Here is a 24,475-nt window from a genome sequence, read left to right as displayed (position 1 = left end):
GTGTTCTCCTGAGTCGGCGCTGCCGCGGAACGGCAGACGTAGCCGTTTCGGACGATCGACTGACAGCCGACCGCCCGCTCGGTTGGGGACTCAGTTCGGGCCCTCTTGTGGGCTAAATCGGCGATGCGAGATACTGCGATTCGAGGCGCGTCCGGTGGGTGGGCTACGCGAGCTCAGAGCCGCGTGGTCAGCCAGAGGTCGTTGAGGTCGTCGCGGATCTCGTCCTGAAGCGCGGCGAGCAGGGCGGTGTCGACATCGACGGCCCGGATGAGCCGGTCCTGTGTCAGCCGCTTGGCAGACAAGACCAGTGGCATTCGCTCGTCCTGGGTGCCCTCGCAGATGAGCTGGAGGATGCGTACAGGTTTGGTCTGTCCGGTGCGGTACACCCTGCCGTTGGTCTGTTGGTAGTGCTTGAGGGAGAACGGCAAGGTGTACCAGATCAGGGTGGAACCGCCTTGCTGGAGATTCAGTCCGGCACCGGCAGAGGCGGGATGGATCAGCATCACTGGGATGTCTTTGGCGTTCCAGCGCCGGGTCATCTTGCGTGAGCCATCGAACGCCTCGGTGTGGGTACCGGCCTGGTTCAGGTGCGTGAGCAAGCGTTCCTTGTCGGACCTGAAGTGGTAGGCGATCAGGATCGGGTCTCCACCGTGGTTGTGGATGAGGCGTGAGGCCTTGTGGAGCTTCTCGTTGTGGATGGTCTCGTACCGGCCGGCAGTGCTCGGGTCATCTGGGTCGGCGGTGTACAGCGTGCCGGACGCGAACTGCATGAGCTTGCTGGTGAGTACGGCCTGGTTTTCAGCGACGACAGTGCTGACCAATTGTTCGTCGGGATCCTGGAAGAACTGGTGGATCCGCGCTGTGCGAGACGATTCGTCTGCTGCGCGCAGCGCCTCACCGGTCAGCGTCGCGAGCTGGGCACGGATCGTTTGGGCATCCGGCTCGGCAGAGTTCTGCAGCCAATCGTCGTAGGCCGCGTTCGCGGCCCGCAGCGCGGCTTGGTTGACGATGTCGATGACCAGGTCACGCCTGAACTCCCGGTAGGCCGTCAGCACGTCGGGCGTCAGGCTGACGCGGACGTCCTCGACGGTGAGGTCAGGCAGGTTCAGCGACGTGTTCTGCGCACTCATCACCAGATGTGCGATGGCCCGGTGGATTTCCTGCTCGGCGCCAGGCTTGGGCAGCCACTTCGCCGGCGTGGTGGTGCCCGGGACCATCTTCGGCGTGAACCAGCGCTCGCGGTACTCCGTGATCGTCGTACCGAGCGCCTGACCCTGATCGAGGAGGTACGTCTGGCTCCATAGGTCTTCGAGGCCGTTCGGTGCGGGGGTGCCGGTGAGCTCGATGAGCCGGGTGATCGCAGGACGTACGGTCTTCAGTGCCTTGAAGCGGTTCGACGAGTGGGACTTGAACTCCTGGCTTTCGTCGATGATGACTGTCTGGAAGGGCCAGATGATCGTGTCGCGCCCGTCGAGGTGCTGGATCGGCATCTGGTCGACCAGGCCGGTCTGGCAGTGCAGGCAGGTGTGCGGGTCCGGCACACCGTTGCCGTGGCAGGTTGGGCAGTTCTTCTGCGGCGTGCGCGAGATCAGTTCTTGGTTGATGAAGTACATGGTCGGTGGGTCGGTGAACACCTGGCGGAACCGTTCGAGACGGTCGTCGCGGCTGAGCTTCCTGTCGCGTTCATCCGCGATCAGGGACCGGACACGAATTGGGATGCGCCGTTCCTCGATTTCGTCGAGCCAGGTCGACCGTGCAATCGCTACGGGAGCGATGACGAGGATGTGTCCGATTGGCCGGATGTGCTGCAACGCGGTCAGTGTGCTGAGGGTTTTGCCGCCGCCGATGTCTACCCAGATGCCGGCGAACGGGTGCGCGATCATGAAGTCGACTGCGTGCTGCTGGTGTGGCATGAGGGCGGGCATCTGGGGTGCAACTGTGGTGAGGGTGGTGGTCATGCAGATTGGGCCGACCTGTGCCGGCCGGCGCCCTCCTCTCGTGGTGGATCGGTATAGGCGTGGCTGTCGGCGGTCATCGCAGGAGTGCCCCGGCGGCTGCGAGGCAGACGAGGGACAGAAGGACGATGAGCAGGATCACCGGGACCGGTAGGTCCTTCTTCTGGTCGTCGCGGCGATCGTTGTGGGCTTGCCGTCGTGGTGCTGCTTCTTCATCCGCGCCATCTCTGGGCTCCTTTGGTCCGTGAGGTTTGTTGGCCGTGACGCCCAGACGGTGGAGTGGGGCGTGGGGCCGCTTTGAGTGGCCCCACTTCACGTCGGCTTCTCTGGCCCGGGCCTTTCGAAGGCCCGCGGGGGTCGCCGGGCTCGGTCGCTCCGCCTGTGGAGCCGTTGAGTTCACAGCGAGTGCGCCGCGACTGCGGTACTGCACAGGGAGCAGGTGCTCGCTGCCCCTGGATTGACCACTACCAACGTGGGTCGGCCGCGGCCGGTGATTCGGTGTGCTGTCGTGGTTGAGCGGGACGTCTATCTCGGGGTCCCCCGGCAGGCCGCCGGCCTGCTCGTCCAGTCACGGCGCGGTCTGGACGGCCGAGTGTGTCCGGCGTGGCTCGCAGTGGTCAGACGGCTTCGCGCTCATCAGGTTCTGCAGTCTGTCGACCACCGGCGCTGAGCTCGAGGATGAGCCGGTCGACGCTTTCGTGGTCGTCGACGAGATGGACAGCGGCCCCGTAGCGTCGGAGCTTCGAGTGCATCACGTGCTGAATCTTGCGCAGGGTACCGCCGGGCTTCTTCAGCTCAACGAACACAGTCTTGGCCTGTGTTACGACGATGCGGTCGGGCACGCCGTTGCGTGCCGGTGAAACGAACTTCAGGCACAGGAATCCGTGCTTCTTGCACTGTTCCCGGAAGTACTGCTCGATGTCACGCTCACGGCGCCCCATCTAGGCGTTCATCCAGTTCTTGGTGAAGGTCTCGGCAAGCATCTGCGTGTACGCTCCGAGGTCGAGTGCCTCGATGATCGCCGTGAGCGCCGATGGCTCCAGAGTCTCCAGATCGTCGTTGCAGATGACCATCGACCAAGCGGGGTCGATGCCGTTGATCTTGCGGATGGCCACATCGCGGTCGTCTGGGACGAGGGTCAGTCGCGGGTTCTGTGAGTTCATCCACCGGGTTGCGGCCCAGCCGTGGTGGGCGAGAATCGACACGGCGGTCTCATCCGGCGCCGGCCGCTGGGCACCCTCCCGGCGCTTGGCCTGCGTCGCGGGCGGGATCTTCCAGGCGCCGGCGTTGTGGAGACTGACGGTGCCTTCGATGCCGTGGCGTACGACGAACACCCGGTTCACCATTTGCAGCGGCTGCGGGTCAACGATCGGCATGTTGTCGACGCTCGTGTTCGGATCCATTGGGGCAGCAGCGAACGGGTAGGTAATCGAGCCGCGCGATGCGGCGATGACGTTCTGGAACAGCAGTGCCGTGCGCAGCGGGTGTTCGGGGTCGATGGCTTCGCTCATGATCTTGTGTCCAAGGCCTGCGTCGAAGGTCTCCGACAGTGCGGCCTCACCGCGGCTGGCCACGGCCTGCAGGTAGCGGGCCAGGGCGAAGTCGATCACGGCCGGGTGGGCCAGTGACTTGTCCGGGCGGGGCCCTTCGTGGCAGGCCAGTGTCCCGCCGGAGGCGCTGATGATTCGGCTCTCGGTGAGTGCTCTGCCTTCCTGTGGGGCGGTGAGCTCCAGGCGGTTGTTCGAGTCCTTGCTGATGAGGAACATCGGCTCTGGCTCGATCTCGATACCGATCAATGCGGCCTGCTCGGCGAGCACCTGGTCGTTGGTCTGTCTGTCGAGCATCGAGTAGAGACCGTCGGTGTTCGTGGAGATGATGCGGGCGCCGGCGAGGGTTTGTGCCTGGCCAATTCGCCAGCTGAAGAGCTGGCCGATGATGCGCATCGAGATGATCCGGTTGTTCATGCGGATCGGGTTCTTGTGCGAGGCGTCGCCCGCGCCGGACGCGGCGTTGAGGATGAGCTTCGTCCCGTTGCGCAGGGTCGTCAGTCGCTCCTTGTCCGACCGCTCGAGCCCGGGCAGCTTGAGTTCGCGTCCAAGGCGCTCCTTGTCGAAGAAGATCGTTGCGTAGCGGTCCTCCCCCAGCTCGGGGTTGTAGAACGCTCTCATGTTGCGCAGCAGGTTCGGGTAGTAGCTCGTGAAGTCCTCGTGCGTGACGAGACCGGCCGAGGTCCGGGCGTATCGGGGGTGCAGCTTGGTGGACGCATCGTCCCTCATGATGAACAACTCCGGCGCCTTCTTCGCAGGCTCGGTGCGATACTCGGCCGACTTAGTCGCAGACTTCGCCAACACCGCCTTGCCCCGGATGACGAACACTCCACCTGGGCTCATGCTGTCGGCGATCGCTACGTCGAGAGCCTCGTCGGCCGGACGCTGTGTCGCCAGGAGATCCGCAGGGTCGGGGAACTGTTCCCGGGCGTGTGCCACCTGCTCAGCCTGCACCGGATCGTCTTTCCTCGGCTTGCGGTACCGGACCTTGTCCGGCTCGGAGCCGATGAGCACGAGCCGCTTGTCGACGGTGGTTCCGTCGGGCAACGTGAGGGTGTTGTGCTGGCGTTTGGCTTCGGCTACGTAGTCCTTGGCATCGGGGTAAAGGTGGCGGGCGAGATCGAGCATCATCTTGAGGGCGAGATGGTCCGCGTGGTCTCGGTCGAACTGAGCAATGTCGGCCTCGGCGCCGTGGATCCCGCCGGTGGAGAAGGTGGCGAAGCACGACGACGGGGTGCCGTCAGCGAGGTAGTACGGCAGATTGTTCGGTGACTTCGGGATCTCCCGCAGTGAGCGAGCAGGCAGGCTGTAGAGCTCGCCGTACTCGTCGGAGTCGTTGAAGTTCTGCCCCTCGATCGACCGGTAGTATGCGACGACCTGCATGAAGTCGGCGTGCGCTTTCGCGTGCGCGAGGTTGGTGGCCCGATCGGGCGCAACGTCTTGCTCGAAGAAGCGCACGCATTCGTCGAGGACGTTGACCTGGGCGATCCCGCGTTCGTGGGCTACCTCGGCGGCGGGATAGAGGTACGACACGTTCTCGATGTCGCTGAGCGCTTCGTAGGGGGCAAGAATCCGGCCCACGAACTTCGCCGAGGAGGAGTCGACGGTGAGCCGGTCCCTGCGTACCTGGCCGCTACGGGCGAACACTGTCTCGGAGTATTGGGCCAGCAGACCGGCCTTCAGATCGAAGGCGCTGGAGTACGTGGCGTGCTTGAAGAGGCGGGCCAGACCCACACAGTCAGCGACGTTGTAGGCCAAGAGCTCGTAGAGCTCTTCGAGCGTGGTGATGACAGAGTCGTGGCTGAGCTTGCCGGACTCCTTGATCTGGTACCCGAGCATGCCGAGCAGTCGCTTGAGGCTCACCTTCCACTGCGCCTCGTTCAGCCGGGCGACGTCGAGATGGCGACCGGACTGGAGCATGGCCCGCCGGATTCTTCCCTGTGGTGTGTCCCAGCCGAGGTAGCCGGGCATGTACTCGATGTTCTTGGCGTCGAACAGCTCGTCATTGTGGACGCGCAGTGCGGCCGCCGTAATCGGCCTGAATTCCGGGCGCTGAGCAACGACCTCCAGCAGGAGCTGTTCGGTCTCCGCGATGCGCTGCGGCGTGCTCGCGTTGCGGCGTTGCTGCCGGGCGTGCGCCAGGCGCGCGCGGTGGTCGACGACATCGGAGTACACCTCGGACAGGTACAGCGCCAGCATCGTGGTGTCGTAGTTCATCGAGTTGTATCCGGCGAGGAACGGGTGGCGGCCCGCGGGGTTGAAGCCAGGATCGGTGTCACAGACCGGGCGCAGGTCGTCGGGGTAGGACGATTCCTGTGCTGGGTCGCACACCTGCTCGGCGTCGGACAGACCGACGAGCTGCGCCAGCCGCAGGTTGCCTCCGACCGTGTGCAGGTCATGAAGCAAGACGTTCGTCTGCCGAAGCCCCGGGTTGCCGGCACGGATCGCGCCGACCAGTGCATGACCGTCGACGGCTGCGGCCAGTGAGGCGTCGTCGACGAGAAAGAACACCTCGACCACGTCGCGCCCGGTCGGCAGGCCGGGCGTGTAGGCGGCGATGCTGAAGACGTTCGACAGTGACTCGATGTCGTAGAAGGTGAACAAGGACGAGTTGGCTGTGATGCGGGGCAGCCGCGGCGCCTGAGTGCTCTGTGCTTGGGCAGGCACGGTGTCTCTCCTTTCGCTGGGGTTCACGCAGGGCAGGCCGCGGTTTCGGGGAGTTGTCGATGCGGTGGTACACCGTGGGGGCAGTGCTGGCCTGAGGGGCATTCCGGCCCGTCCCTGGGGTCGGAAGGTGCGGGTTCGAAGGCGTCTTGGAACGAACGAATCGGTCGAGGCACGAGTCAGGCTCCGTCGTCGGTGTCTGGGTGGACGGAGACGTTCGCGTTGGGCGTGGTCAGCGCCCGGCGGAGCAAGCCGCGGTAGCTCGCCTGTAGCAGTGGCTTGCCGATCCTCTGCGGGTTGGTGCCCTTGTAGGCCGGCGCGTACCAGGTCTTCAGTTCGTAGTCGGCGATCAGTGGCTCGGCGACGTTCATCAGCTGGCCGGGACGGACCTTGCGGTTCTTGTTTGGGCAGTGCCAGTCGGGATCGGTTTCGACGACGGCAACGAGGCCCGACACGAACTTCTGCCGGCTGATCACGGATCCCGACGGCGAGACCCGGATGAACCAACTTTTGAACAGGTCGTAAAGGAACGGGAACGGCAGCAGGTCCCAGACGAACAGCTCGCGAAACTCCTCCCAGAAGGATCTGACCGGGTCGTTCACTTCCTTGTACTCGGCGAGCACGGCGTTGGTGGCAACCGGCTCAGACAGCTGGTAATAGTTGCCCGGCTCTGCAGCTCCAGCGCGATTGATCGCGTACCACAGCGCGTACTCGAGGACTTCCCTGCGCTGCAGGTAGTCGTCTTTGATGTACTTGCGCTCAATCCCGCTGAAGCTCTTGGTGAAGGGCACGAACAGCTGCCTGCGGTAGAAGCTCTCCGACTTGTCCTTGGTCTTCGGGAACTCGTTGAGGCACTGCACCATGAACCCGAAGAACTGGAACGCGATCGGCATCCTGTACTTCCGGTTGATCTGGATGACATCGCCGGTCACGATCGCTTTGAGGTTGGCGGCCTTGTCGATAAGCGTCCCGACGTCGTTCTCGTCGACGATGATTGCGTTGGCTCGGACGAGGGGTTCGAGCGCGAAGTCCTTGCCGAAGTCGGCGAGCGGGATTGCGGTGTGCGTGCCGTCGCCGACAAGGTTGCGCATCAGGGCGCAGAGCGTGCCTTTGCCGTTGTTGCCCCGCTCGCTGTAGAACCAAGCGGTCTTGCCCCAGCGAACGTGCGGCCGGACAATGGCGCCGATGATCTCCCAGATCAGGTCGGCGAGCCCCTCCTGGCCGGGCTCATCGAACATCTCGTTGAGCCAGGCAACAATCTCCCAGTCGCCGTCGTCAGGGTGCGTGATCACCTGCACCGGGGCGTCTTCGACGTAGTCGACACGGCTCTTGGAGAGGAAGACGATGGCCGGATCGAAGGGGTGGATCTTCTTGGCTTCGAACCGGAACGTCCGGCCATCGATCTCGATGTCGCGATCCTCGGTGCCGTAGAAGACGATGCCGTTGTTCACGGCAAGGAGATCGCGGTGCATGCAGCGCTGGGTCCGCGGGCTGTCCTCACGCAGGATCGCAAGAACTTCTTTGAAGTCATTCAGCGTGAGCTGGGTGTTGTAGCGCCGCGCTGCAGTACGTAAGTCATCCTCGCTCACGGTGTAGGTGCCGCGGTCGACACCTGTGGTGTTGTACATCGCGAGGAGGTCGTACTCGCGATCGGTGTCTTTCGCGTTCGGCGCGATCCGGATGACGTGGTGCAGACGCAGAAGGATTTGTGCGATCTGCCAGTACGACAATCGTTTGGCGAGTGGCAGCTTGCCGTCACCCTGCGGGATCTTCGCGTTCTCGGCCTTGATCACGGCGTTGCCGGCGGCGAGCAATTCCTGTTCGAGCAGGCGTGGAGCCGGCGGGTTGGCCGGATCGAGGCGCGACAGGTACGTAGTCGTCACGTGGGTGACGATGAGATTTTGAGGGGCGGCGGCCTGCGAGCGGTGGTTGAAGAAGTCGAGCAGGTCGCTCAGCAGCGTCGCGGTGCGCATCGTGGAGGGCGAGGCACCGGCATCGGCCGAAGATGCGGACGTGCTCGTGCCTGTCCCGGGATTGGTCATGCGTCGTCTCTTCCCGTGCTGCAGGAGACCCGTCGGCAGGAGTGGGAAGCCGACACGGACTCGGATCTGAATGGAACGTGTGCTTCAACCCTATGTCATTCGATTCATCATTCGCAATCATTCCGACTGAACACGATAGATCATTCGAGTAGCTGCGCACCGGACTTGTGCGACAAGAGGCGCGAGAGGAGCACCACGATCGGGGGCGGCGTGGCGCGGATCTCGGGACCGTATCCAGCGCTACGCCGCACACAGCCCCGCGGGCGGCGTCAGCCGCCCGAGCCACCGGCGAGGGCTCACGGTCAGGGTGGGAGACGTGATGACTACCGGACCGATCGCCCACCACTGCCCATACCGGCAAATGGGCCTGTACCACTTCGCGTGGTACAGGCATTCCCGCAGGTCAGAGCAGAAGTTCACTGGACCTGCACTGACGGTGTACCACTTTCCCAAGTTGAAGTGGTACACACATAAACCCAGGTCAGGCAGGGTTTTATACCCCTTGTACCACTCGTACCAGGAAATTCAGACCTAACGTGCGCATCCGTACGCGCGTGCAGCAACCGGCCCACGACTGCCCAGCAAGGTCCGGCACGTCTACGTGAATCCCCGCCAAGACGGCTAACTTCTGCCACCTCATGAACGTCGGCCTAGGGAGAAGGTCGATGCACCGGTGGTACATCCGGTACATCGACTCAAAGTGGCGCCTGACCTGGGGAAATTGGCGTACCAGTCGGATCTCGACAGTGGTACATGCTGATCGCGAGAAGCTGGTTGAGCCACCTGTATTCCGTGGTCAGGCAGGGTTACAGGGTGTACCAGAGACCGTGGTACACACCTCGACGTCAGATTGCGATCAAAAAGGCGAGCCCCGGATGAGACGGGAGGGTCTCATCCGGGGCGAACCAGCCGGCAGTCGCCGGCTCGAGATGGAATCAGATGCTGATGTTTTGAGTCTACTGTGAGCCACTGCAATCGACATGGATTCGAATGCCTTATCTCAGCTTGTCGAGAGCCCTTTCAATCAGCTATTGTGGTGAGTAAGCGAGAGATCGCGGTCGCCGTCGCGCTTGGCGAATGGGAACGTGTAAAGAAGGGCCGGAGGGCATTCCCCGTGGGAAGGGAGCCTCTCCGGTCCTTCTCGCGTATCCGGCCGCCGTGATGCGGTGATTGATCATCGTGGGATCAGTACTGCAGCTGTCTCCGGCGCGAACCTCAGCTTCCGAAGGTCTTGCTGGTAGTCCGGATATGGCGAGTCTGGTCGCTGTGTTCGCGAGCCTGTCCGCTCGATCACGTACATGATTTCGTAGGTGACCGAATGGTTCCGGTTGCTGTGGATGTAGTCCTCGCGCTTGTCGAGCTTGATCGTACTGAAGCCCTCGACCTGGTTCATCTTGCGGTAGAAGCGGCCGACCTTACGTTTGATGCGACGCTGGGCCTCGTCGTGGGACCGGCCCCATGCGGTGATGCGGAAGATGTGGGTGTAGCCGATGTCGAAGGTCGGAAAGTGCTTGGCGCCGGCGAAGGCCAGGCGTGCCTTCGCCTCGAGCGTCGGCAGGAGAGCTGGAGTCATCAGTTCGCCGTCGACATAGACGCAGGGTTCGATGACGGCCACGATGATCAACTCCTCTCACTACGCTGATCGAAGGCCAGGTTGACGAAGTTCTTCTTCTCAGCCATGCCCCCGGTGACCGGTTGGACACCGGTCACCCAGGCACCACTGCTGCGGCACCTGTTGACCGAGCTCGCACGAACAGGGGCGCGAGGCATACTGTCCAGGCCGCCGCCAGAGGTACCACATAGTGCGGGGCTGCCAGGGCGTGTATGGCTTGAGGCGGAACCAGCATCGCGGCGAGGTTGTATGCCGCGTGCACTACGACGACTTGCCACAGCCCACGCGTGCGCTCCGCAACCAGTGCGAGCACGATTCCCAGGGGCGCCGTGGCCGCGGCTTGAACAAGGTTGCCGTGCACGCAGGCGAAGACCAGCGTCGTGATCAGCGTCGCCGCCACGATGCTCGTGCGCCTGCGTAGCAACGGGTAGGCCAGCCCCCTGAAGAGGGTCTCCTCGCTGAGCGGAGCGACTACGAGCGTCAGTGCTACCACGAGCGCCGTCGCTGAGGCGCGCTCGACGTCGAGGTGCCGGTCGAAACCAGCAGAGCCGATGAGCCCGTACAGCATGAGCGCGTTCGCCTGGCCGGCCAGGAACGCCAGCGCGGCGGCGAGCGCTGCCCACCGCCAGAAGCCGCGCTGGCGCCGTGCGTCGCCCGGAGGTAGAGGCGCAGGCCCGTATGAGACCAACTGCGGCCGCAGGAGGCGGACGCAGCCCACGGCGACTACGACGATCCCACCAACGGTCATCGTGGCTACGACAGGGCTCGTAATCCATGCGGCGATCGGCAGTGCGAGCAGGGTGTAGCCACCGATGACGCCGAGCACCACGGACGCGCACCAGCCGACGCGGCTTAGGGACGAGGCGAGGGGATGCGACGGTCCGGCGATGATCCTTCCGGTCGTCATAACGGCTCCGCGATGACAACCTGAAGTCGGGTCTCTCCCCTGAATGTGTTCAGCTGAAGCCTGCCAAGGAACCGCAGCAGCCCTGAGCTTCTGTGGGCAATATTGAGCAGCTGGTCATGCTGCTCGTCGGCAGCGTTCCACCACAGGCAAGCGAGGCCGGTGCGGGTGACGAGTCGTAGATGTTGCTTCTCGGACCCGATCCGGTCCACCCTGAACCCGTCGATCACGATCTCGAAGAGCGGCTCGACGAAGCCGTGCCCGAACGGACGCAGCGTCTCGATGCGTCGCACCAGCTCGATCAGCGGCTCGACGTCGGTCAGCGGCGCATCGCACTCGGGGCCCGCGCCGAGCACGAGATCGCCGGCCGGCTTGACGGCGTCACCCGCGACGAGCATCGCGGCACGAGTGGCGTCCGCGAGAACCTCCACGAGCTCATCGAGCGCCTCAGCCGTGCGCAGCTTGACTCCGCACGCTTGCTGGTGGCCGATGGCCTGCAGGTCGTCGTGCTCCTCGAATGTGGTGATGATGTCGAACCAGTCGGGGGCTCGTCCGGATCCGCTGAGCGGTTCCGAGAGCGTCGTCGGCCGGTTCAGCACGATCACCGGGTGCCCGCTCCGCTCCATCAGCTGATTGGCCAGCAGCCCGTACATGCCTGCAGGCGCGTCGGAGAAGTAGACCCAGGGCGCCAGCGGCTGGTCGCCGGTGGTCAGCTCCTCCAGGTGCTCGACGACCAGTTCCTTGCGACGCTCGTTGTTGGTGATGATCCGCTGGGCTGCCGCGAGTTTCTGAGCTGTGACCGGGCTGGTGAACAAAGTGAAACAGTCGGACAGGGGCGTGCCAATGCGCCGGGGACTGTTCATGGCTGGGGCGATGTAGAAGCCATAGAAACCTTCGTCGATGTCATCAACGCTCCGCACCTTGCCGGCCTGCGCGAAAGCCTTGAGGAGTATCGCGAACCCCTCGAAGGCAGCGAGGTACGCCGGATCATGTCCGCCCTGCTCGGCGGCCAGCAACTGCATGAGCGTGGCCTTGGCAACGTCGATGCTGTCGGGGTCAGGGTCCAGCCCGCCGTAGCGGTTCGGGATCAGGTTCGGTGCGGGCGCACGAAGCAGCCGGGCGATCGAGAGGGAGTCACGCACGAGCTGCCGGTTCTCGTACAACACGGGCATGACGTCGGAAACGGTGCCGAGGCCGGCGAACAGGCGGAGCAGGCGAATGGCCCATAGCTTGAACGGCTGGTGCTCCGCGGCGTAGGCCTCTAGAACCTGGTAGAGGACGTGAGCGCCGCAGATCCCGCGAAGTGCGTAGGTCTCGTCGAGGCGACAGGGGTTGACGGTGACATCGGCTGCGCTGCCGGGTGCAAGTTCCTGGTGATGGTCGGTCACGAGGACCTTCCACCCCATTGCTTGTGCGGCACGGACTCCAGCGTGAGAGTTCACTCCGCCGTCGCAGGTCAACAGCGCGGTCGTCGCCGGGTAGGACCGGTGGATCTCGGCGATGTCTTCAGGGGTCAGGTCGTGCCCACGTCGGTAGTCGGGAACATGGAGATTCACCTCGAAGCCGAGCTCCTTGAGCCCCGCATATCCGAGGACGCCGGAGGCGATGCCGTCCATGTCGAAGTCGGGAGCGATCGTGACTGTGCTTCCGGAGCGGCGGAGGTCTTCCAGCGCGGCGACCATCGTCTCGAGGTCCTTGAGCGCGTCGTGCTCCTCTTTGTCGATGGCCGCGAGGTACTCGTCGGTCCATCCTCTGCGCTCGCACAGAAGAGAGAACAGGTCATTGGTGATTCCGGCTCGATCCAACTGATGATCGGAGTCGGCGAGAGTGGCGGTCGTAGTCATCATGTCCTTGCTGACTCACTAGGGACTCGTCATGCGATTCTAGCAGTGATAGCATCCGAATCATGCTCGGATCGCAGCGCATGTCGACTGTTTGATCAAATTGACGCCGAATGACTTCTCACATGCCAGTCGATCGGTTAGCGTCGGCGGCATGGCGAAGAGAGAAGTGTTCGAGTCGGACATCAGCGGCAAGCCCGACGCCGCGACGGTCACCTTTGGACTCGAGGGTGAGTGGTATGAGATCGACCTCACCGACGATGAGAGGAAGCAGCTTGAAACGAAGCTGAAGTCCTACTTGACGAAGGGTCGTAAGGCGGCGCCCAAGCAGCCTGAGAAGAAGCGTACGGTCCCGACCATGACCCCGGAGGAGCGTGAAACGATCCGGGCATGGGGACGGGAGAACGGATTCGACGTCCCTGACTTTGGCCGGATCCCGAAACAACTCCAGGCCGCCTACGACAAGGCGCACAAGATCGATAGGGGCAAGTAGCCTCCACCTGCACTTAGCTTCGCCACAGAGCCCCGCTGCTGTTCTTGCAGCGGGGCTCTGCTCTGCCCCCAAGTCGCGGCGGCAGTCTCAGATTGGCAGCAGCGAGGGACGGACTACGTCGACGGTCTCGATACCTGCCCGGATGGCCTGGCCGCGGCAGTGTGCGGTGCCATGCGAGAAGTGCCCGGGGAACCTCGGCATGAGTTGCTCGTCGCGCCTCTGGCGACATCCGGGCTTGCGGCATAGGTCGTGGAACGCCGCGCAGACCACGGTGCTCCCCTGCATGCTCAGGCCGGCGACCAGGTCGACCATCTGCTGATTGCGGACGAAGCCTGCTTGCTTGCCGTACGCCTTCCACTGGGCGGGAACGGGCAGGATGTCGAAACCCTCGGCTCGCCACAGCATCTCGGCCATGGCGTCCGCCCCGCGCCCGTCGGAGTCGGCCGGGCAGTGCCCGGATACGAGCAGCGGACTGGTGACGCTCGGTGGTCCCCAGACTTGCCATACGTCGCGGAACGAGGCACGCATCCCTGCCTCGTCTTCCCAGGTGCGCGCGCCCGTGACGAGGAGGACGTGGGAGTAGCACCGGCCTGTCGGAGACTTCACGACTCCCGCTTCCGCCTCATGTGGCGCGACGTCTCGCATGACAATTCCTCTCCTGGGTGAATGATTGCGGAAATGATTTCGAGACAAGTCCGACTGACTATCGTGTGGTCGGCGGGTACAGCAGTACCTGTACGCCAGCCTCAGCGACAGGGCCCATGGACTGCACGATTCGGCTGGACACCTCGCCCCAGACGAGTCCTCCGAGACCGCAGCCGAGAGGCGGCACAGCAACAGAGCTGGCTTCGGATTCTTCGATCATCCGCCGCAGAGCGGCAAGACCCGACTCGATCCATTGAAGTTTCGACGGGTCACGCCAGTGCTGCTTCGTGGGGAAGTTCGCGATGATCACTCGGGTCGGCAACCCGCCCTCCACAACGTGTACGTCGATGTCTCCGACGTGTACCAGTCCTAGCCGGCAGCGATCGCTGTAGGCGGCAAACATGCTCGGGTAGCGCTGCTTGAACTGCTGCGCCAGGCCGGCACCCATGACTCCGCGTGTGTTGACGGGGTTGACGAGGATCTCCGCGCTGCTGTCGAAGAGGTCTGTTCCCGGGTCCTGGAAGATGATCGGCATGCGCGCTCCAACTTGTGTTGGTGGGGTGAGGCGGCGGCTCGCGTGCGCCGCGGGACTGTCGAGCTACTCGATCCTCGGCTCGGTGGCTTCGTAGGCCAGCACGTGCGCGATGGTGTCGATGCACCCGTGCTTCTCGACCAGGTGGATGAACACGACTTGCTCGAGCTGGCGGTTGCACAGGATTGAGTCACAGTCAGGCTCCGGGCATTTGGCCGAGATCGTGATCACGGGCGCGTCGATGGTCACCGAGCGCCCCCACCAAAGCGAGTTGGGCGGCGGCGGTCGGCTCGTCGCCGGGGCGTGACGTGCGCGCACTGGTCTGAGGCGTGATTCACGATGCTCTCCTACTGGTCTTCTTCGCGACGGATGGCAGCGGCGGACCCGACAAGGCCTGTTGCTGCGTTCTGCTTCTCGTCGAGAAGTCATTCGGACCTCTAGGCCTGCTCGACGAGTGCGGTGTGAACAGGGAGTCGGCCTGGCCTGCCTTCTCCTGTTTCGTCCCGTGCCAGCTCTGCTGGCTCTGAGACGCCTCCGCTGGTTCGCGGTCGTCGCCACCGCGACTGTGTCGACGTGCCCGTAGGGCATTCACCTCTTTCTCGCCGGCGACGAGCGCAGCGGCTCATCCGCCCCATTTGGGCATGCCGAGCGCAGCGAGGTGAGGGAGCGCCAGCGACCGGGGAACCCGTCGGCTATGCCGACCAACACGTCCTCGCAGCGCAGCGGAGAGGCCGAGCGAAGCGAGGGTCCGCAGGACACGTGTTGCCAGGTTTCCTTATGCCCTTCTTCTCCGCCTTCTGTTCCACGTCCGGAGCGTTAGCGGAGGACTGGAACGCTGGTATATCAGGGGAACTTCTCGGTACGTACCGGTCCGGACTTCGTGTCATCTTGCGCGAAGCGCGTGTACGGTCCGGTGCCGTTTCCCTGGTCATGGCCCTCTTGGGGTGTTCGGTCTGATCGAGGCCCGTGGCACCGCCGTACGGATGCTCGTTCGTGGCTCCGCGAGGCACGAGCGGCGTGCTCTTCTCTCATCAGTACGGGTAGTCCTCTTCGGGGACTTTGGCCCCCTGTCGCTTCGCGACGTCCCGATTGCCGCAGCCACGCCACCCCGTGGTTTTGACCTTCTGTCGCGGCGGTCGCCACCGCTGGGATCGACCTCTCGCTGCGCCGCGCCGCGGCTCCCGCCACATCGTGCGCCGGCGCCTGCTACCACCTCCGGCGGCGGACAGTCGTTGGCGTCTATCACCTCGTGGCCTGTCCATCGTGTCGGCGCTTGTTGCACCGCGCCCGAGGCGGGCCGCAGGTCCGTTGTTGCTGCCTGCGCAGCAGTCGTGGGCGCAGTAAGAGAGGGATGGCCCGTGCTCCCGAGGAGCATCTGTGTCCGGGGCAGAGCAGCCGATCGCGTCGACTCTCGGCCTCCGGGTCGAGGCTGGAATCGCTGGATCGACAACTGGCAGGACCAGCGCGACGAGAGCTCGGAGCGGGGGAACAGCCCCCGGTCTTCATGGGACTCGTCAGGGGCGCAATCAGGTCTGTGGCTCGGCTTTTGCACACCGGGACAGGTCGTCGCCGGGACCGGGTGCATCCACGCGGCAGTCCAGAAGATGCGAGGTTGGCTCATTCTCGGTCGCTGGGTGTGCTTCTGGGGCTGGCAGGGCTGCGCCGCGTCTTTGACGGTCGCTGCCTGGGACGTGTCGGTGCACATGGAGGGACTGCGACGAGCCCGGGACCGAACTGTGTGCCCCTCTGGGCTCGATGAGGGCTTCGTTTCGCCTCTTTCGCGACCACTGCCGGGTAGTACTGAGTCCTCGATCCGTTTCGGGGCGATACAGGTGTCCGGGCTGGGCCGCATGCGACACACACCGAGACCACGAGCGTCCACGGCGCAAACGGACAGGCGGGGCGTATTCCGGTCCGTGCGGCGTCCTTGGCAGACCCATCGTGCGCCAAAGGCCAGTAGGGCATGGTCATCCACGGTCTTGGGCCGGGCCCTTGCTGGTCCCGCCGTGATTGCGGCTGCGACATGCGGAGCTGCCACGGGACCGCGAACCCCCTGAGCGGACCAACAGTAGGCCTTTCAATGGCTCATTTGAGTGATGCGGATAGACCTTTCAGAGACCATGCGATAGATTGCCGATAGGCGACTCGGAAGAGCCCCGAATGAGCCCAGGAGATCACGACGAACAGGGAGCGTGTATGCGATGAGTAGGAGCGGTGAGTCCGAGACGGCGGAGCCTCGGCGGCTTCGCTGGAGCGTTCCCGCGGCCGATGTATCGGTGAACCGGTGGCTCGACGTCCAGGAAAGCATCTCAAGCTCCCTACGGTTGCTGATCCGTGAATCGATCGAGCGCGAGGGCTACATCGACGTAGTGAACAAGCCTGTCGAGCAGTTGCCGCGGCGTGGCCGCCCTCCACAGGTGGAGGGTCCTGAGGCTGGTCAAAGCAGCACACCACAGACGCAGTACGTCGGTTCGCCCGCACCGACGACACACGCCGGAGCGCCATCGAGCCACTCTGAGTCTTCTGCGTCGATCGGAACCGCGGCGGACCGCGCAGCTCCGGTGCCAGCAATCGTGCCTGTAGTTCCTGAACCCGAACCTGAGCCTGCGTCCACACCGGTCAGACCGCAGGCCTCGATCGACGAAATCATGTCGTCCACCCGCCGGTAGTCCAGTGCCCGCCGTACTGCCGCAGATCACCAGACCATGCAGAAGAAGGATCCAGAAATGAGCGCAGAGACCATCACCCTCACCGGCGGCATCGACGTCGGCAACGGTTACGTGAAGGGCGTCATTCGCAACACCGAGACCGGCGTCTTCGATGAGATCGACCTCCCATCGGCGGTGGTTTCGACAAGCCGCCAGAACCCCAAGGTGCCACTCGCGGACGCGACCGCCGCTGACGTGCTCGGCGACGCCACCGCGGCATCGGGCGACGACTTCTACAACCGGCTCGACTGCACGATGACCACTCCCCTCATCACCGCCAGCGATCGCCGCATCTTCGGTCGGTCGTCGCTCCACGCGCGCGGGTCGAAGTTCACCGAGTTCGAGGTCCTGGGCAAGCACAGCAAGGTCGACCAGGAACTCGCCAAGGTGCTCGTGCTAGGCGTCTTTGCAGCTAAGGCGCTGCGCGACCACGTCCGCGCAACGGGCGCGCTTCCCAACCGCGAGCTGCGCGTCAAGATCCGCGCCGGTTTGGCTCTGCCCATTTCGGAGTTCGTCGCGCGCCGCCACGCCTACGCCGCCGAGTTCATGGGGGCCGCTGGCAACACTGAGCCGGTGGTGCACCTGGTGACGATCAAGAACTTCTCGACGCCGGTCTCGGTCCGTCTCGAGTTCGTCGACGTTCAGGTCATGGCCGAGGGAGCCTCGGCCCAGTTCGCGATCACCGACAAGGGCGAGCCGCTCGCACAGGCCCTTCTCGACGACCTCCGCGCCCGCCAGGGCCACCTGGCCGAAGGCGTCACCGCTGCCCACCTGGTCGCGGTGCGCAACACGATCGGTATCGACGTCGGCGAAGGCACGGTCAACTTCCCGGTCTTCACCGATGGCAGGTTCAACCCCGAGGCAGCCTTCACGCTCGAGCAGGGTTACGGCACTGCCCTCATGAACGCCATGGAGCGCATGAGCGAGTCGGATCAGGCTTTGCAGTTCACGTCGCGCAAGCAGCTCGCAGACTTCCTCCAGGGTGAGCCGTCGGTGCTGCAGAAGGCGCGGCACGAGCGCGCCGCCGGGTTCGTGACCGATGAAGCCACCTACCTGGTCGACGAGATCGTCTCGGCTTTCGGTGACGTTCTCTCCCAGGCCGGCGCGACGACTGAGGTCGTCTATGTCTACGGCGGCGGCGCTGGCCCGGTCCGCGAGTTGCTGCACCCGGCACTCCTGAAGGTCGCTGGGGACATTCCAGTGCTGTATCTCGACTCGAGCTATTCACGGCACCTGAACCGAGAGGGGATGTACATCGCAGCGCGCCACGTGGAGCTCGGCTCCACGGCGCAGAGCGAGACCAAGGTTGAGGTGGCCGTGTGATGTTCTCGCCGGTGCAGCGCTCCTCGAGAATTCGCGGGGCGCGGATGGTCGACAAGGCCCGCATCCTGCCGCGTACCGGCGGTGGCGTGGGCCATCCCGCCTCGTGAGCGGCTACAAGGAGATCGTGAAGCTGCTCGAAGCGAACGCCGGCGCGAAGCGAATGTCGGAAGTGTTCGACGACTTCGTCGAAATGTCCGCGCTGACCTTCCGGAACGCGGTGGATTCCTGGGGGTACGACGAGCGCGAGGCGCAGTACCTGCGCACTGCTGGGCGGTACGGCCGCGAGGAGCTGGACCGCTTTGCGCACGCCCTCGCGCTAGTCGTCACAGAGATGGACGAAGAGCCTTGCGATGTGCTCGGCCGTCTCTACATGGAGCTCGAACTCGGCAACGGCCGTCTCGGTCAGTTCTACACTCCGTACGACGTCGCCAGGCTCATGGCCGGGATGCAGATCGACGCAATTGCCGAACGTGTCCGCTCCCACGGGTTCGCCAAGCTGTACGAACCTGCGTGTGGGGCAGCCGCATTCATCGTTGCGGTCTCTCAGGAGATGCGCACCGCCGGACTGAATCCCCAGACGCAACTGCACGTGACGGCAGAAGACATCGCACCTCAGGCCGTGCACATGGCCTACATCCACCTGTCCCTGCTTCACGTTCCCGCGGTCGTACACCGCAGGAACACCCTCGCCCTGGAGACGTTCGACACCTGGCGAACACCCGCCCACATCCTCGGCGGATGGCGCGGGAAGCTCCGCCATGCCGATGTGTTGAAGGAGACGCAGGAGCTCCTCGACTCGAGGCCGCCACAAGCTTGCACACCCTCGTTCACCACGGCGATCCGAAGGCCCCAACCAAGATGCGACAAGCCGGATCTGGCCCGCGGTGAGCAGTGGCTCTTCCGAGAGGCGCGTCTCAAGACAGTGACGTCCTGATGCCGCTGGGGACGCGACTGTAGGGATACGGCCTCAGCGAAAACGAAGCCCTCCCGGATCAAGATCCAGGAGGGCTTCTTCGGGTGACGATAGGGCTGTTCAGTTGTGGTGCGCGCGGACGGCCATCAACAGCTCCCCGAGCATGTTCGTGCCAGGGACCCGCTCATGCTGCGGGCAGAAGCATGATCCCCAGAACTGGTCGTGCCAATGATTCGTCTCGACGAGCCTGAGGTCCCCGGTGCCAGCCAGCAGCGTCGAGAGAGCAGGGGCGGTGAACTTGGCCGTGAGCACCAGCTGCATGGCCCAGACCCGCCCGCCGATGTCCCAACCGCGCCGAAGCGCGACCCATCGGCCGCGGCGCTTGCTCTCTCCCGGTGTGGGAGCCTCGAGCACATAGCGCTGCTGGCTCGGGTCGACGGTCTTCAACGCATTGAATGCATGCTCGGCCGACGCGACCTCCACGTCTAGCAGCGGCATGCGGAACGGCGTCTGGTCGAAGTTCGACAGGAAAGCGAGCTCTCCGGCGAACATGGGTGTCTGATCGAATTGGCCCACGGCTATCACTCCCGAATCTCATCCACTCGTTCTAGCCACGCGCGGCCCGAATCAGCTGCGCTGATGTCTCAGGAGCACAGCTGAGCCCACGAGGGCCGATCAGCGGTCGTAGTGGGACGTGAACAAAGCTGGCTCGATCAGAGCGGGGCAGTTCACACCGCGATGCTGTGCTCGCCGGCCAGTTCTTCCAGCTCCGCGGTGAGCCGGCGCAGGTCGGCTGCGGCCGCGACCCACGCGAGCGCAAGCACTCCCTCGACGTCCATGGCACTCAGGCTCCTGGAGACCTCGCGCACGCACGGCAGGTATTTGCGGAGCAACCGCAGCATCCGCGCGTCCTGCCCTTTACCCAGCTGATGGCGGATTGATCCGGCATTGTCCTTCAGGTCGCTGGCCTTGATCAGCACCGCCGGCGTACCCGACCAGGCCAGCGCCGCGATATGCAGCCGGTAGGTCGTCGAGTCGACCACGCTGGCTGGATTGGTGACCTGCGCAACATGCTCTGCCGTGTCAGCACCAAAGAGCCTGGCCAAGCACCGCAGCGCTGTCTCGTTCGGCTGACCGAAGACACTGAGCAACTCCTCGGCGCAGTCCTCGACGACATCGTGCAGCAGAGCTGCCGCGACAAGGTTGGGATCCTGCACACCCCAGCGCAGCAGCCGGAGCGCGACGCGGAGCGGGTGCTCGATGTAGGGCACGAGCGGCAAGCCGCCTCGAACGAACCTCGTTTGCCGCCGGTGCAGGAATGACGCCATCGTTGCGGCCGACGTGACGAGCTCGGCGGCCTCAGGCATAAGGCTGTGCGCCGCGCGATCGAGCTCGAACACGAGCATCGACGGATCCATGTTCTTCAGTGGGACGTGCGGAAATTCGATGGGCTGTGCGCTCATGGTTGTGCTCGCATTCTTTGTGGGAACGAGCTACTAGATGGTCGCTACTCCCCCGGCGCTGCGATGCAGCGCACATGTCCCGCCTCGTGATGCACGAGGAACAGATTCCGCAACCGAAGGCGTGCCGACTGGCGCCCTCCGCCCGTTGCTTACGGCAACGACTGTAGGCGAGTGCACAATTTCACAAGCCTGTCTACGATTGCATCTGACCTCGCCCTGAGGGACGATGGCCTATGTCTGGGAGCACTCTGCCTCTGTGATGGATTGGTGGAGCCAGTGCGACTGGATCATGAATGCCCCGTCTGATGCAGGTGTGAAGCACAGGTACTCCCTTCACTTCGCGCTTTCCGGCCGGGGCATTCGCCTTCCGAACGCCTTCACGCCTGTGACCGTTGGGTCGAGCCTGAACCCAACTGATCAACAGCCGTCGCCACTGCCCTGCACCGAGGCATCTCCGCCCGACGCGAAACTCGACAGTCGGTCTCGATCGAGGCAACGGACACCGCAACGAGTAGCTCTGTCGTCGAGACCGATCCCATTCAGGAGGACGCATCCGGGCATCGGGCTGATTCGGGGTACAAGAAGGCCCCTGCCAGCCGAAGCTGGGCAGGGGCCTCGTGCAACACCTCTCAGTGAGCGCTCGGATGGTCGCCTTCCTGATCTTCCACGTCGACTAGGTGATCCAGCTCGCCGCCGCTGACGTTCGGCGAGGGGCTCCCGTCGTGTACCCCGCACGTGGGGCAGCCTAGGTCAGCGAGCACAACCTCCAACCAGGCCTCCGGATCGCAACTGCCGGCGATCTCGTCGGGGACACCAGCGCTGTGGCTGTCCTTCCAGTGCACCTTGCCGCCGAGCGGATGCGTGCAGTTTCCGGGCGACCCATGCCAAGGGGAATGCTTGTCCTGCCAGCTCCCGTCTCCGAACTTCACGATGCGAGCGCCACAGTCGACGCACTTGAACCAGCCCATTTCGTGTCGCAGATAGTGCGCGTCCCACGGCCTCCCGCAGCGTGCGCAGGTGACATCAGCCATTCCATACTCCCTTCAAGCTGCCGCCTGGGTGATGGCCAGACGGCTGCTGCCTGAGCGACAGCGGGCCAGACGCCGGTACAGGGCCGGCGCCTCACCCTCAGTCCTCACACCCGGGGGTCAGCAGGCAGGATCAGTGGCGCTGATCGGTAGAAAAAAAGTCCCCCGCCGACAGAGCGCCATGCTCGATCGGCGGGGGTCCCCGCATTCGTGTCGGTCCAGGTCAGCAGTGACCTGCCGGGGTTCGCATCCCCGCGGCCGTCGCCGCATGCGGCGCTCCGCACCGATCGGTCTCTGCTGGCCTGGCTCGGTCAGCGAGTGCTGCGCGCTGGCATGAGCCCGGCTTCGCCGGGTTCGCCTGCGCTATGACCGCGCATTCAATGCGCGGATCGGATCAGGGATTGTTTCCAGCCAGTCCGTCGTCGTACGGGGACAGCCCTTCGGAACCAGTTAAGGCATCAGGATGTGCTGCTAGGTGGTCGACCATGCCGTCGCGGTCGACGATCAAGACCCGCCAGGGCGCCGGAATGCCACTCTGCTGACGGGAGTGGCGATGCAGCTCTGCACTTGCTAGAGCCACCGCGTCGCTGGTGGCCTGGGCGGCACTGTCGTACCCGGTCTTCAGGGTGACAGTGGCAGTGATGCCACCTACGTCGGCGAACAGCATCACGTGGCCGCCGGGATCGGCGGCCGCCCGGCGCAGGATCGTCGCGACGGTGGCCATGGGAATCGTGTACTGCAGTTCGGCGTACTTGTGGACGAGGTTGGTCAAGTAGCGCTCCTCTACTCGGCGGGCTCGGCACGTTGCGCGGCTCGGACGTCGACCGCGGCTCGCTCCTGGCTGGTGGCGTCATCGACGCTGATCAGCCAGGTGAGCGGCACCGAGGTCAGCATCAGGGTCGGGTCGACCGGGTCGCGCAGGATCGCGAGTTTCTGGCCTGTGGTTTGGGTGGTTGCCACGCCGACCCATCGAGCGGTGATGCGCTGGGTGCGGTGCCGCAGTCTGGCTTCGTGGTCGAGCCAGCCGGGTCGGCGCAGGCTCACGGTGACAAGGTCATCGTGACGCGTCGCGACTTTGGCCTGCGTTTGCGCGACGATGACACGGCGACTGGCTCTCGCACCGGCGATCGCTCTAGCCATCGACCGTTCCCTATCCCTGGATCTCTCGATCGCTGGCGATTCGTTCGGGCTGCAATGTGGGGTTCTGCGGCGATTCCGCTGCCCAGGCACACAAGGTGGCGAGGTTGACCGCAGCAACGTCAGTCGAGACCATGACCGCGCCGGTGAATCGGTCGCGGATCACGCGGGAGAAGATCACGTGCTGCTCGAGTGGCTGATTCAGGCCACGCTGCGCGCCGCGAGGCCAGTGTCCGTTCGCGGTGAACGCGCGCCCCTCAACTCTGGCGTCCAGATAACAGTCCGCGGCATGCTGCCAATCGGTACTGCTCAGATTGTCATCGGTGAACAGTTCGAACTCGGAGCGGTCGGTGATGATCTGCATCGAGTGCTATCTCCTATGGATCAGTGCCACAGATCGAGCGGCGCGATCTTGGGCAAGTGCTGGGGAAGAGATGTGAAGCTGCTGCCCCTTCGGCGGTGACCCGCGGGTCAGCGCCGGCACCTCCAGCGCATCAGGCAACGGGAATTGGACGTACTCGTCGGCGCGGCAATGCGCCACGAAGGGGAGTCGTCTCGGCATCACTGCCAGGCCCGACTCCCCTTGACCGACATCGACAACTGGCTGGTTGTGCTTGTGCGTGTCCGATCAGCCGAACGGCAGCTCGGCCCCGATCGGCGAGTTCTGCGCGCCGGCGAGTACCTCTGTCGGGGCAGGCGCAGCAGCCCGGGCTTCCTGGTTGGTCTGCTCGGCGGCGGCGACGCGCTCAGCCAAGCGGGCCTGGGTGATCTGGCGGGACTCGAGGAAGGTGATGTCTTCGACAACAACCTTCAGGTCGTATACGTTCTCGCCGTTGCGGACGTAGGAGTCCATGCGCAGCGCGGTGTTGAGTGCGACCTGGTCGCCGCGGTGGATGTTCGCGAACGGGGTCTTGGAGAAGTCGGTCTCCTTGCGCACGAACGCCTCGACCGGGATCCCATCGGACAGGACCTCTCCTTGGGCGTTCTTGAAGTTGCGGTTCGCGAAGACCGTGAAGACGACCTTCTGTGAGCCGTCGGCGTTGCTGAAGATCTTCGGGTCACGAGCGAGGCGACCGACGAGGGTTCCGTGGTTGACCGGGTTCGACATGTTGTCTCCTTGATGATTGTGGCTGAATGTCGCGGCCACGGGCGACTGATGGATCCCTGACGCGTCGCCGGGGATAGCTTGCTGAAGGCGGTTCAGGTGTGTGCCACGGCCTGACTTGAGTCAGGTCGTGTTGATCAGGTGGTGCGTCGGGATCTGCTTGTTATCCCCACGCCCGCATCGGCTACGCCGATCGAGTGCTGAGCTTTCGTTCAGCGCTGTTGTCGAGACCCTGATCAGCTGTGCTGGTTTCTGATGTGCCCGCCCGGCTGGACTTCTTGGGCATGAGGCGGTGGTTGATCTCCCGATGGAGCGCTGCAACAGCCTCGTCATCTGCGCCGGGTCCTGTCGGCTGCTTGAGCGCCGCATAGAAGGCGATGAGGTTCTGGGTCCTCAGCTCGTCGCGAATCTCTTGCTGAACTTTCACCTGCGCCTCAGTAGCTGTACTCAGGCGCTTGTGCTGCACGATGAAGTCGATCTGGAAGTCGCTCGGCTCGTTGGCGCGCATGGGGCAGTCCTCCTGGGAACGTCGTGGGCCCCTGTCCGCCGCGGCGCCAGGCACA

21 protein-coding genes are annotated in these 24,475 nt (G+C 64.2%); 3 read left to right on the top strand and 18 right to left on the bottom strand.

The annotated features are described in order from the left end of the window. Window positions 1–173: 173 nt before the first annotated feature. The 7 genes from ACLQ2O_RS15530 to ACLQ2O_RS15500 form a co-directional block, all read right to left on the bottom strand. Window positions 174–1,958 carry an SNF2-related protein gene (locus ACLQ2O_RS15530; protein ID WP_425831733.1) on the bottom strand — a complete coding sequence of 595 codons (1,785 nt, stop codon included), beginning with the start codon at window positions 1,956–1,958 and terminating at the stop codon, window positions 174–176. 614 nt (window positions 1,959–2,572) lie between these two features. Continuing rightward, entirely contained in the window at window positions 2,573–2,896 is a 324-nt protein-coding gene (locus ACLQ2O_RS15525) for a VRR-NUC domain-containing protein (protein ID WP_425831731.1), read from the bottom strand. Continuing rightward, window positions 2,897–6,022, bottom strand: coding sequence for a hypothetical protein (locus ACLQ2O_RS15520; RefSeq protein WP_425831729.1), 3,126 nt, complete (start codon window positions 6,020–6,022; stop codon window positions 2,897–2,899). 323 nt (window positions 6,023–6,345) lie between these two features. After that, on the bottom strand, window positions 6,346–8,208 hold the full coding sequence (locus ACLQ2O_RS15515; RefSeq protein WP_425831727.1) for a DNA primase family protein: 1,863 nt from the start codon (window positions 8,206–8,208) through the stop codon (window positions 6,346–6,348). Window positions 8,209–9,382: 1,174 nt separating this feature from the next. Continuing rightward, window positions 9,383–9,823 (bottom strand): hypothetical protein, encoded by a 441-nt coding sequence (locus ACLQ2O_RS15510; protein WP_425831725.1) that lies wholly within the window; start codon window positions 9,821–9,823, stop codon window positions 9,383–9,385. A 91-nt stretch (window positions 9,824–9,914) separates the two neighbouring features. Then, window positions 9,915–10,727 carry a CPBP family intramembrane glutamic endopeptidase gene (locus tag ACLQ2O_RS15505; protein ID WP_425831723.1) on the bottom strand — a complete coding sequence of 271 codons (813 nt, stop codon included), beginning with the start codon at window positions 10,725–10,727 and terminating at the stop codon, window positions 9,915–9,917. Beyond that, complete coding sequence (locus ACLQ2O_RS15500) at window positions 10,724–12,568, bottom strand: DHH family phosphoesterase (protein WP_425831722.1); 1,845 nt, start codon at window positions 12,566–12,568, stop codon at window positions 10,724–10,726. Before ACLQ2O_RS15500 ends, ACLQ2O_RS15505 begins: the two co-directional genes overlap by 4 nt. 151 nt (window positions 12,569–12,719) lie before the next feature. Here ACLQ2O_RS15500 and ACLQ2O_RS15495 point away from each other — a divergent pair, with 151 nt between their 5' ends. Further along, window positions 12,720–13,058 (top strand): histone-like nucleoid-structuring protein Lsr2, encoded by a 339-nt coding sequence (locus ACLQ2O_RS15495; protein ID WP_425831721.1) that lies wholly within the window; start codon window positions 12,720–12,722, stop codon window positions 13,056–13,058. Window positions 13,059–13,145: 87 nt separating this feature from the next. On the opposite strand, the gene ACLQ2O_RS15490 is transcribed toward ACLQ2O_RS15495, so the two are convergent. The 3 genes from ACLQ2O_RS15490 to ACLQ2O_RS15480 all read right to left on the bottom strand — a co-directional run bounded on the left by ACLQ2O_RS15490 (window position 13,146) and on the right by ACLQ2O_RS15480 (window position 14,484). Then, a complete protein-coding gene (locus tag ACLQ2O_RS15490; protein ID WP_425831720.1) occupies window positions 13,146–13,472 on the bottom strand; it encodes a hypothetical protein in 327 nt (108 codons plus the stop codon). A gap of 289 nt (window positions 13,473–13,761) precedes the next feature. Next, entirely contained in the window at window positions 13,762–14,238 is a 477-nt protein-coding gene (locus tag ACLQ2O_RS15485) for a macro domain-containing protein (protein ID WP_425831718.1), read from the bottom strand. Window positions 14,239–14,301: 63 nt separating this feature from the next. Next, window positions 14,302–14,484: a hypothetical protein gene (locus tag ACLQ2O_RS15480; protein ID WP_425831716.1), complete on the bottom strand. Its 183-nt coding sequence runs from the start codon at window positions 14,482–14,484 to the stop codon at window positions 14,302–14,304. A 2,477-nt stretch (window positions 14,485–16,961) separates the two neighbouring features. Between ACLQ2O_RS15480 and ACLQ2O_RS15475 the strand changes: the two genes are divergently transcribed. Next, window positions 16,962–18,266 carry a ParM/StbA family protein gene (locus ACLQ2O_RS15475; protein ID WP_425831714.1) on the top strand — a complete coding sequence of 435 codons (1,305 nt, stop codon included), beginning with the start codon at window positions 16,962–16,964 and terminating at the stop codon, window positions 18,264–18,266. A 124-nt stretch (window positions 18,267–18,390) separates the two neighbouring features. Beyond that, window positions 18,391–19,200 carry an N-6 DNA methylase gene (locus ACLQ2O_RS15470; protein ID WP_425831712.1) on the top strand — a complete coding sequence of 270 codons (810 nt, stop codon included), beginning with the start codon at window positions 18,391–18,393 and terminating at the stop codon, window positions 19,198–19,200. A gap of 99 nt (window positions 19,201–19,299) precedes the next feature. Here the strand turns inward: ACLQ2O_RS15470 and ACLQ2O_RS15465 are convergent, their stop codons facing one another. From ACLQ2O_RS15465 to ACLQ2O_RS15430, 8 genes are all read right to left on the bottom strand, one after another. Next, window positions 19,300–19,731, bottom strand: a complete 432-nt coding sequence (locus tag ACLQ2O_RS15465; RefSeq protein ID WP_425831710.1) for an NADAR family protein — start codon at window positions 19,729–19,731, stop codon at window positions 19,300–19,302. A gap of 176 nt (window positions 19,732–19,907) precedes the next feature. Continuing rightward, window positions 19,908–20,642 (bottom strand): hypothetical protein, encoded by a 735-nt coding sequence (locus ACLQ2O_RS15460; protein ID WP_425831708.1) that lies wholly within the window; start codon window positions 20,640–20,642, stop codon window positions 19,908–19,910. Between the two features lie 629 nt (window positions 20,643–21,271). Further along, entirely contained in the window at window positions 21,272–21,673 is a 402-nt protein-coding gene (locus ACLQ2O_RS15455; protein ID WP_425831706.1) for a hypothetical protein, read from the bottom strand. 391 nt (window positions 21,674–22,064) lie between these two features. Then, the gene (locus ACLQ2O_RS15450) at window positions 22,065–22,442 is read right to left on the bottom strand and encodes a hypothetical protein (RefSeq protein WP_425831704.1); all 378 of its coding nucleotides are present in this window, start codon (window positions 22,440–22,442) and stop codon (window positions 22,065–22,067) included. 11 nt (window positions 22,443–22,453) lie between these two features. Continuing rightward, the gene (locus ACLQ2O_RS15445) at window positions 22,454–22,714 is read right to left on the bottom strand and encodes a hypothetical protein (RefSeq protein ID WP_425831702.1); all 261 of its coding nucleotides are present in this window, start codon (window positions 22,712–22,714) and stop codon (window positions 22,454–22,456) included. Window positions 22,715–22,820: 106 nt separating this feature from the next. Further along, window positions 22,821–23,171 carry a hypothetical protein gene (locus ACLQ2O_RS15440; protein WP_425831700.1) on the bottom strand — a complete coding sequence of 117 codons (351 nt, stop codon included), beginning with the start codon at window positions 23,169–23,171 and terminating at the stop codon, window positions 22,821–22,823. Between the two features lie 264 nt (window positions 23,172–23,435). Further along, entirely contained in the window at window positions 23,436–23,915 is a 480-nt protein-coding gene (locus ACLQ2O_RS15435; RefSeq protein WP_425831698.1) for a single-stranded DNA-binding protein, read from the bottom strand. Window positions 23,916–24,096: 181 nt separating this feature from the next. Next, on the bottom strand, window positions 24,097–24,420 hold the full coding sequence (locus ACLQ2O_RS15430) for a hypothetical protein (protein ID WP_425831696.1): 324 nt from the start codon (window positions 24,418–24,420) through the stop codon (window positions 24,097–24,099). Window positions 24,421–24,475: the final 55 nt, after the last annotated feature.

The sequence above is a fragment of the Kribbella sp. DT2 genome (genome assembly GCF_049844575.1).
Lineage (GTDB): Bacteria > Actinomycetota > Actinomycetes > Propionibacteriales > Kribbellaceae > Kribbella.
The sequence above is the reverse complement of the archived record's forward strand: the minus strand, read 5'-3'. Positions and strand labels throughout refer to the sequence as shown.

Bases quoted from the DNA above. Each gene is read 5' to 3' on its own strand.
- ACLQ2O_RS15530 (WP_425831733.1), bottom strand. From the start codon at position 1,958: ATGACCACCACCCTCACCACAGTTGCACCCCAGATGCCCGCCCTCATG.
- ACLQ2O_RS15525 (WP_425831731.1), bottom strand. From the start codon at position 2,896: ATGGGGCGCCGTGAGCGTGACATCGAGCAGTACTTCCGGGAACAGTGC.
- ACLQ2O_RS15515 (WP_425831727.1), bottom strand. From the start codon at position 8,208: ATGACCAATCCCGGGACAGGCACGAGCACGTCCGCATCTTCGGCCGAT.
- ACLQ2O_RS15505 (WP_425831723.1), bottom strand. From the start codon at position 10,727: ATGACGACCGGAAGGATCATCGCCGGACCGTCGCATCCCCTCGCCTCG.
- ACLQ2O_RS15500 (WP_425831722.1), bottom strand. From the start codon at position 12,568: ATGACTACGACCGCCACTCTCGCCGACTCCGATCATCAGTTGGATCGA.
- ACLQ2O_RS15495 (WP_425831721.1), top strand. From the start codon at position 12,720: ATGGCGAAGAGAGAAGTGTTCGAGTCGGACATCAGCGGCAAGCCCGAC.
- ACLQ2O_RS15490 (WP_425831720.1), bottom strand. From the start codon at position 13,472: ATGGCCGAGATGCTGTGGCGAGCCGAGGGTTTCGACATCCTGCCCGTT.
- ACLQ2O_RS15485 (WP_425831718.1), bottom strand. From the start codon at position 14,238: ATGCCGATCATCTTCCAGGACCCGGGAACAGACCTCTTCGACAGCAGC.
- ACLQ2O_RS15475 (WP_425831714.1), top strand. From the start codon at position 16,962: ATGAGCGCAGAGACCATCACCCTCACCGGCGGCATCGACGTCGGCAAC.
- ACLQ2O_RS15465 (WP_425831710.1), bottom strand. From the start codon at position 19,731: ATGTTCGCCGGAGAGCTCGCTTTCCTGTCGAACTTCGACCAGACGCCG.
- ACLQ2O_RS15460 (WP_425831708.1), bottom strand. From the start codon at position 20,642: ATGAGCGCACAGCCCATCGAATTTCCGCACGTCCCACTGAAGAACATG.
- ACLQ2O_RS15455 (WP_425831706.1), bottom strand. From the start codon at position 21,673: ATGGCTGATGTCACCTGCGCACGCTGCGGGAGGCCGTGGGACGCGCAC.
- ACLQ2O_RS15440 (WP_425831700.1), bottom strand. From the start codon at position 23,171: ATGCAGATCATCACCGACCGCTCCGAGTTCGAACTGTTCACCGATGAC.
- ACLQ2O_RS15435 (WP_425831698.1), bottom strand. From the start codon at position 23,915: ATGTCGAACCCGGTCAACCACGGAACCCTCGTCGGTCGCCTCGCTCGT.
- ACLQ2O_RS15430 (WP_425831696.1), bottom strand. From the start codon at position 24,420: ATGCGCGCCAACGAGCCGAGCGACTTCCAGATCGACTTCATCGTGCAG.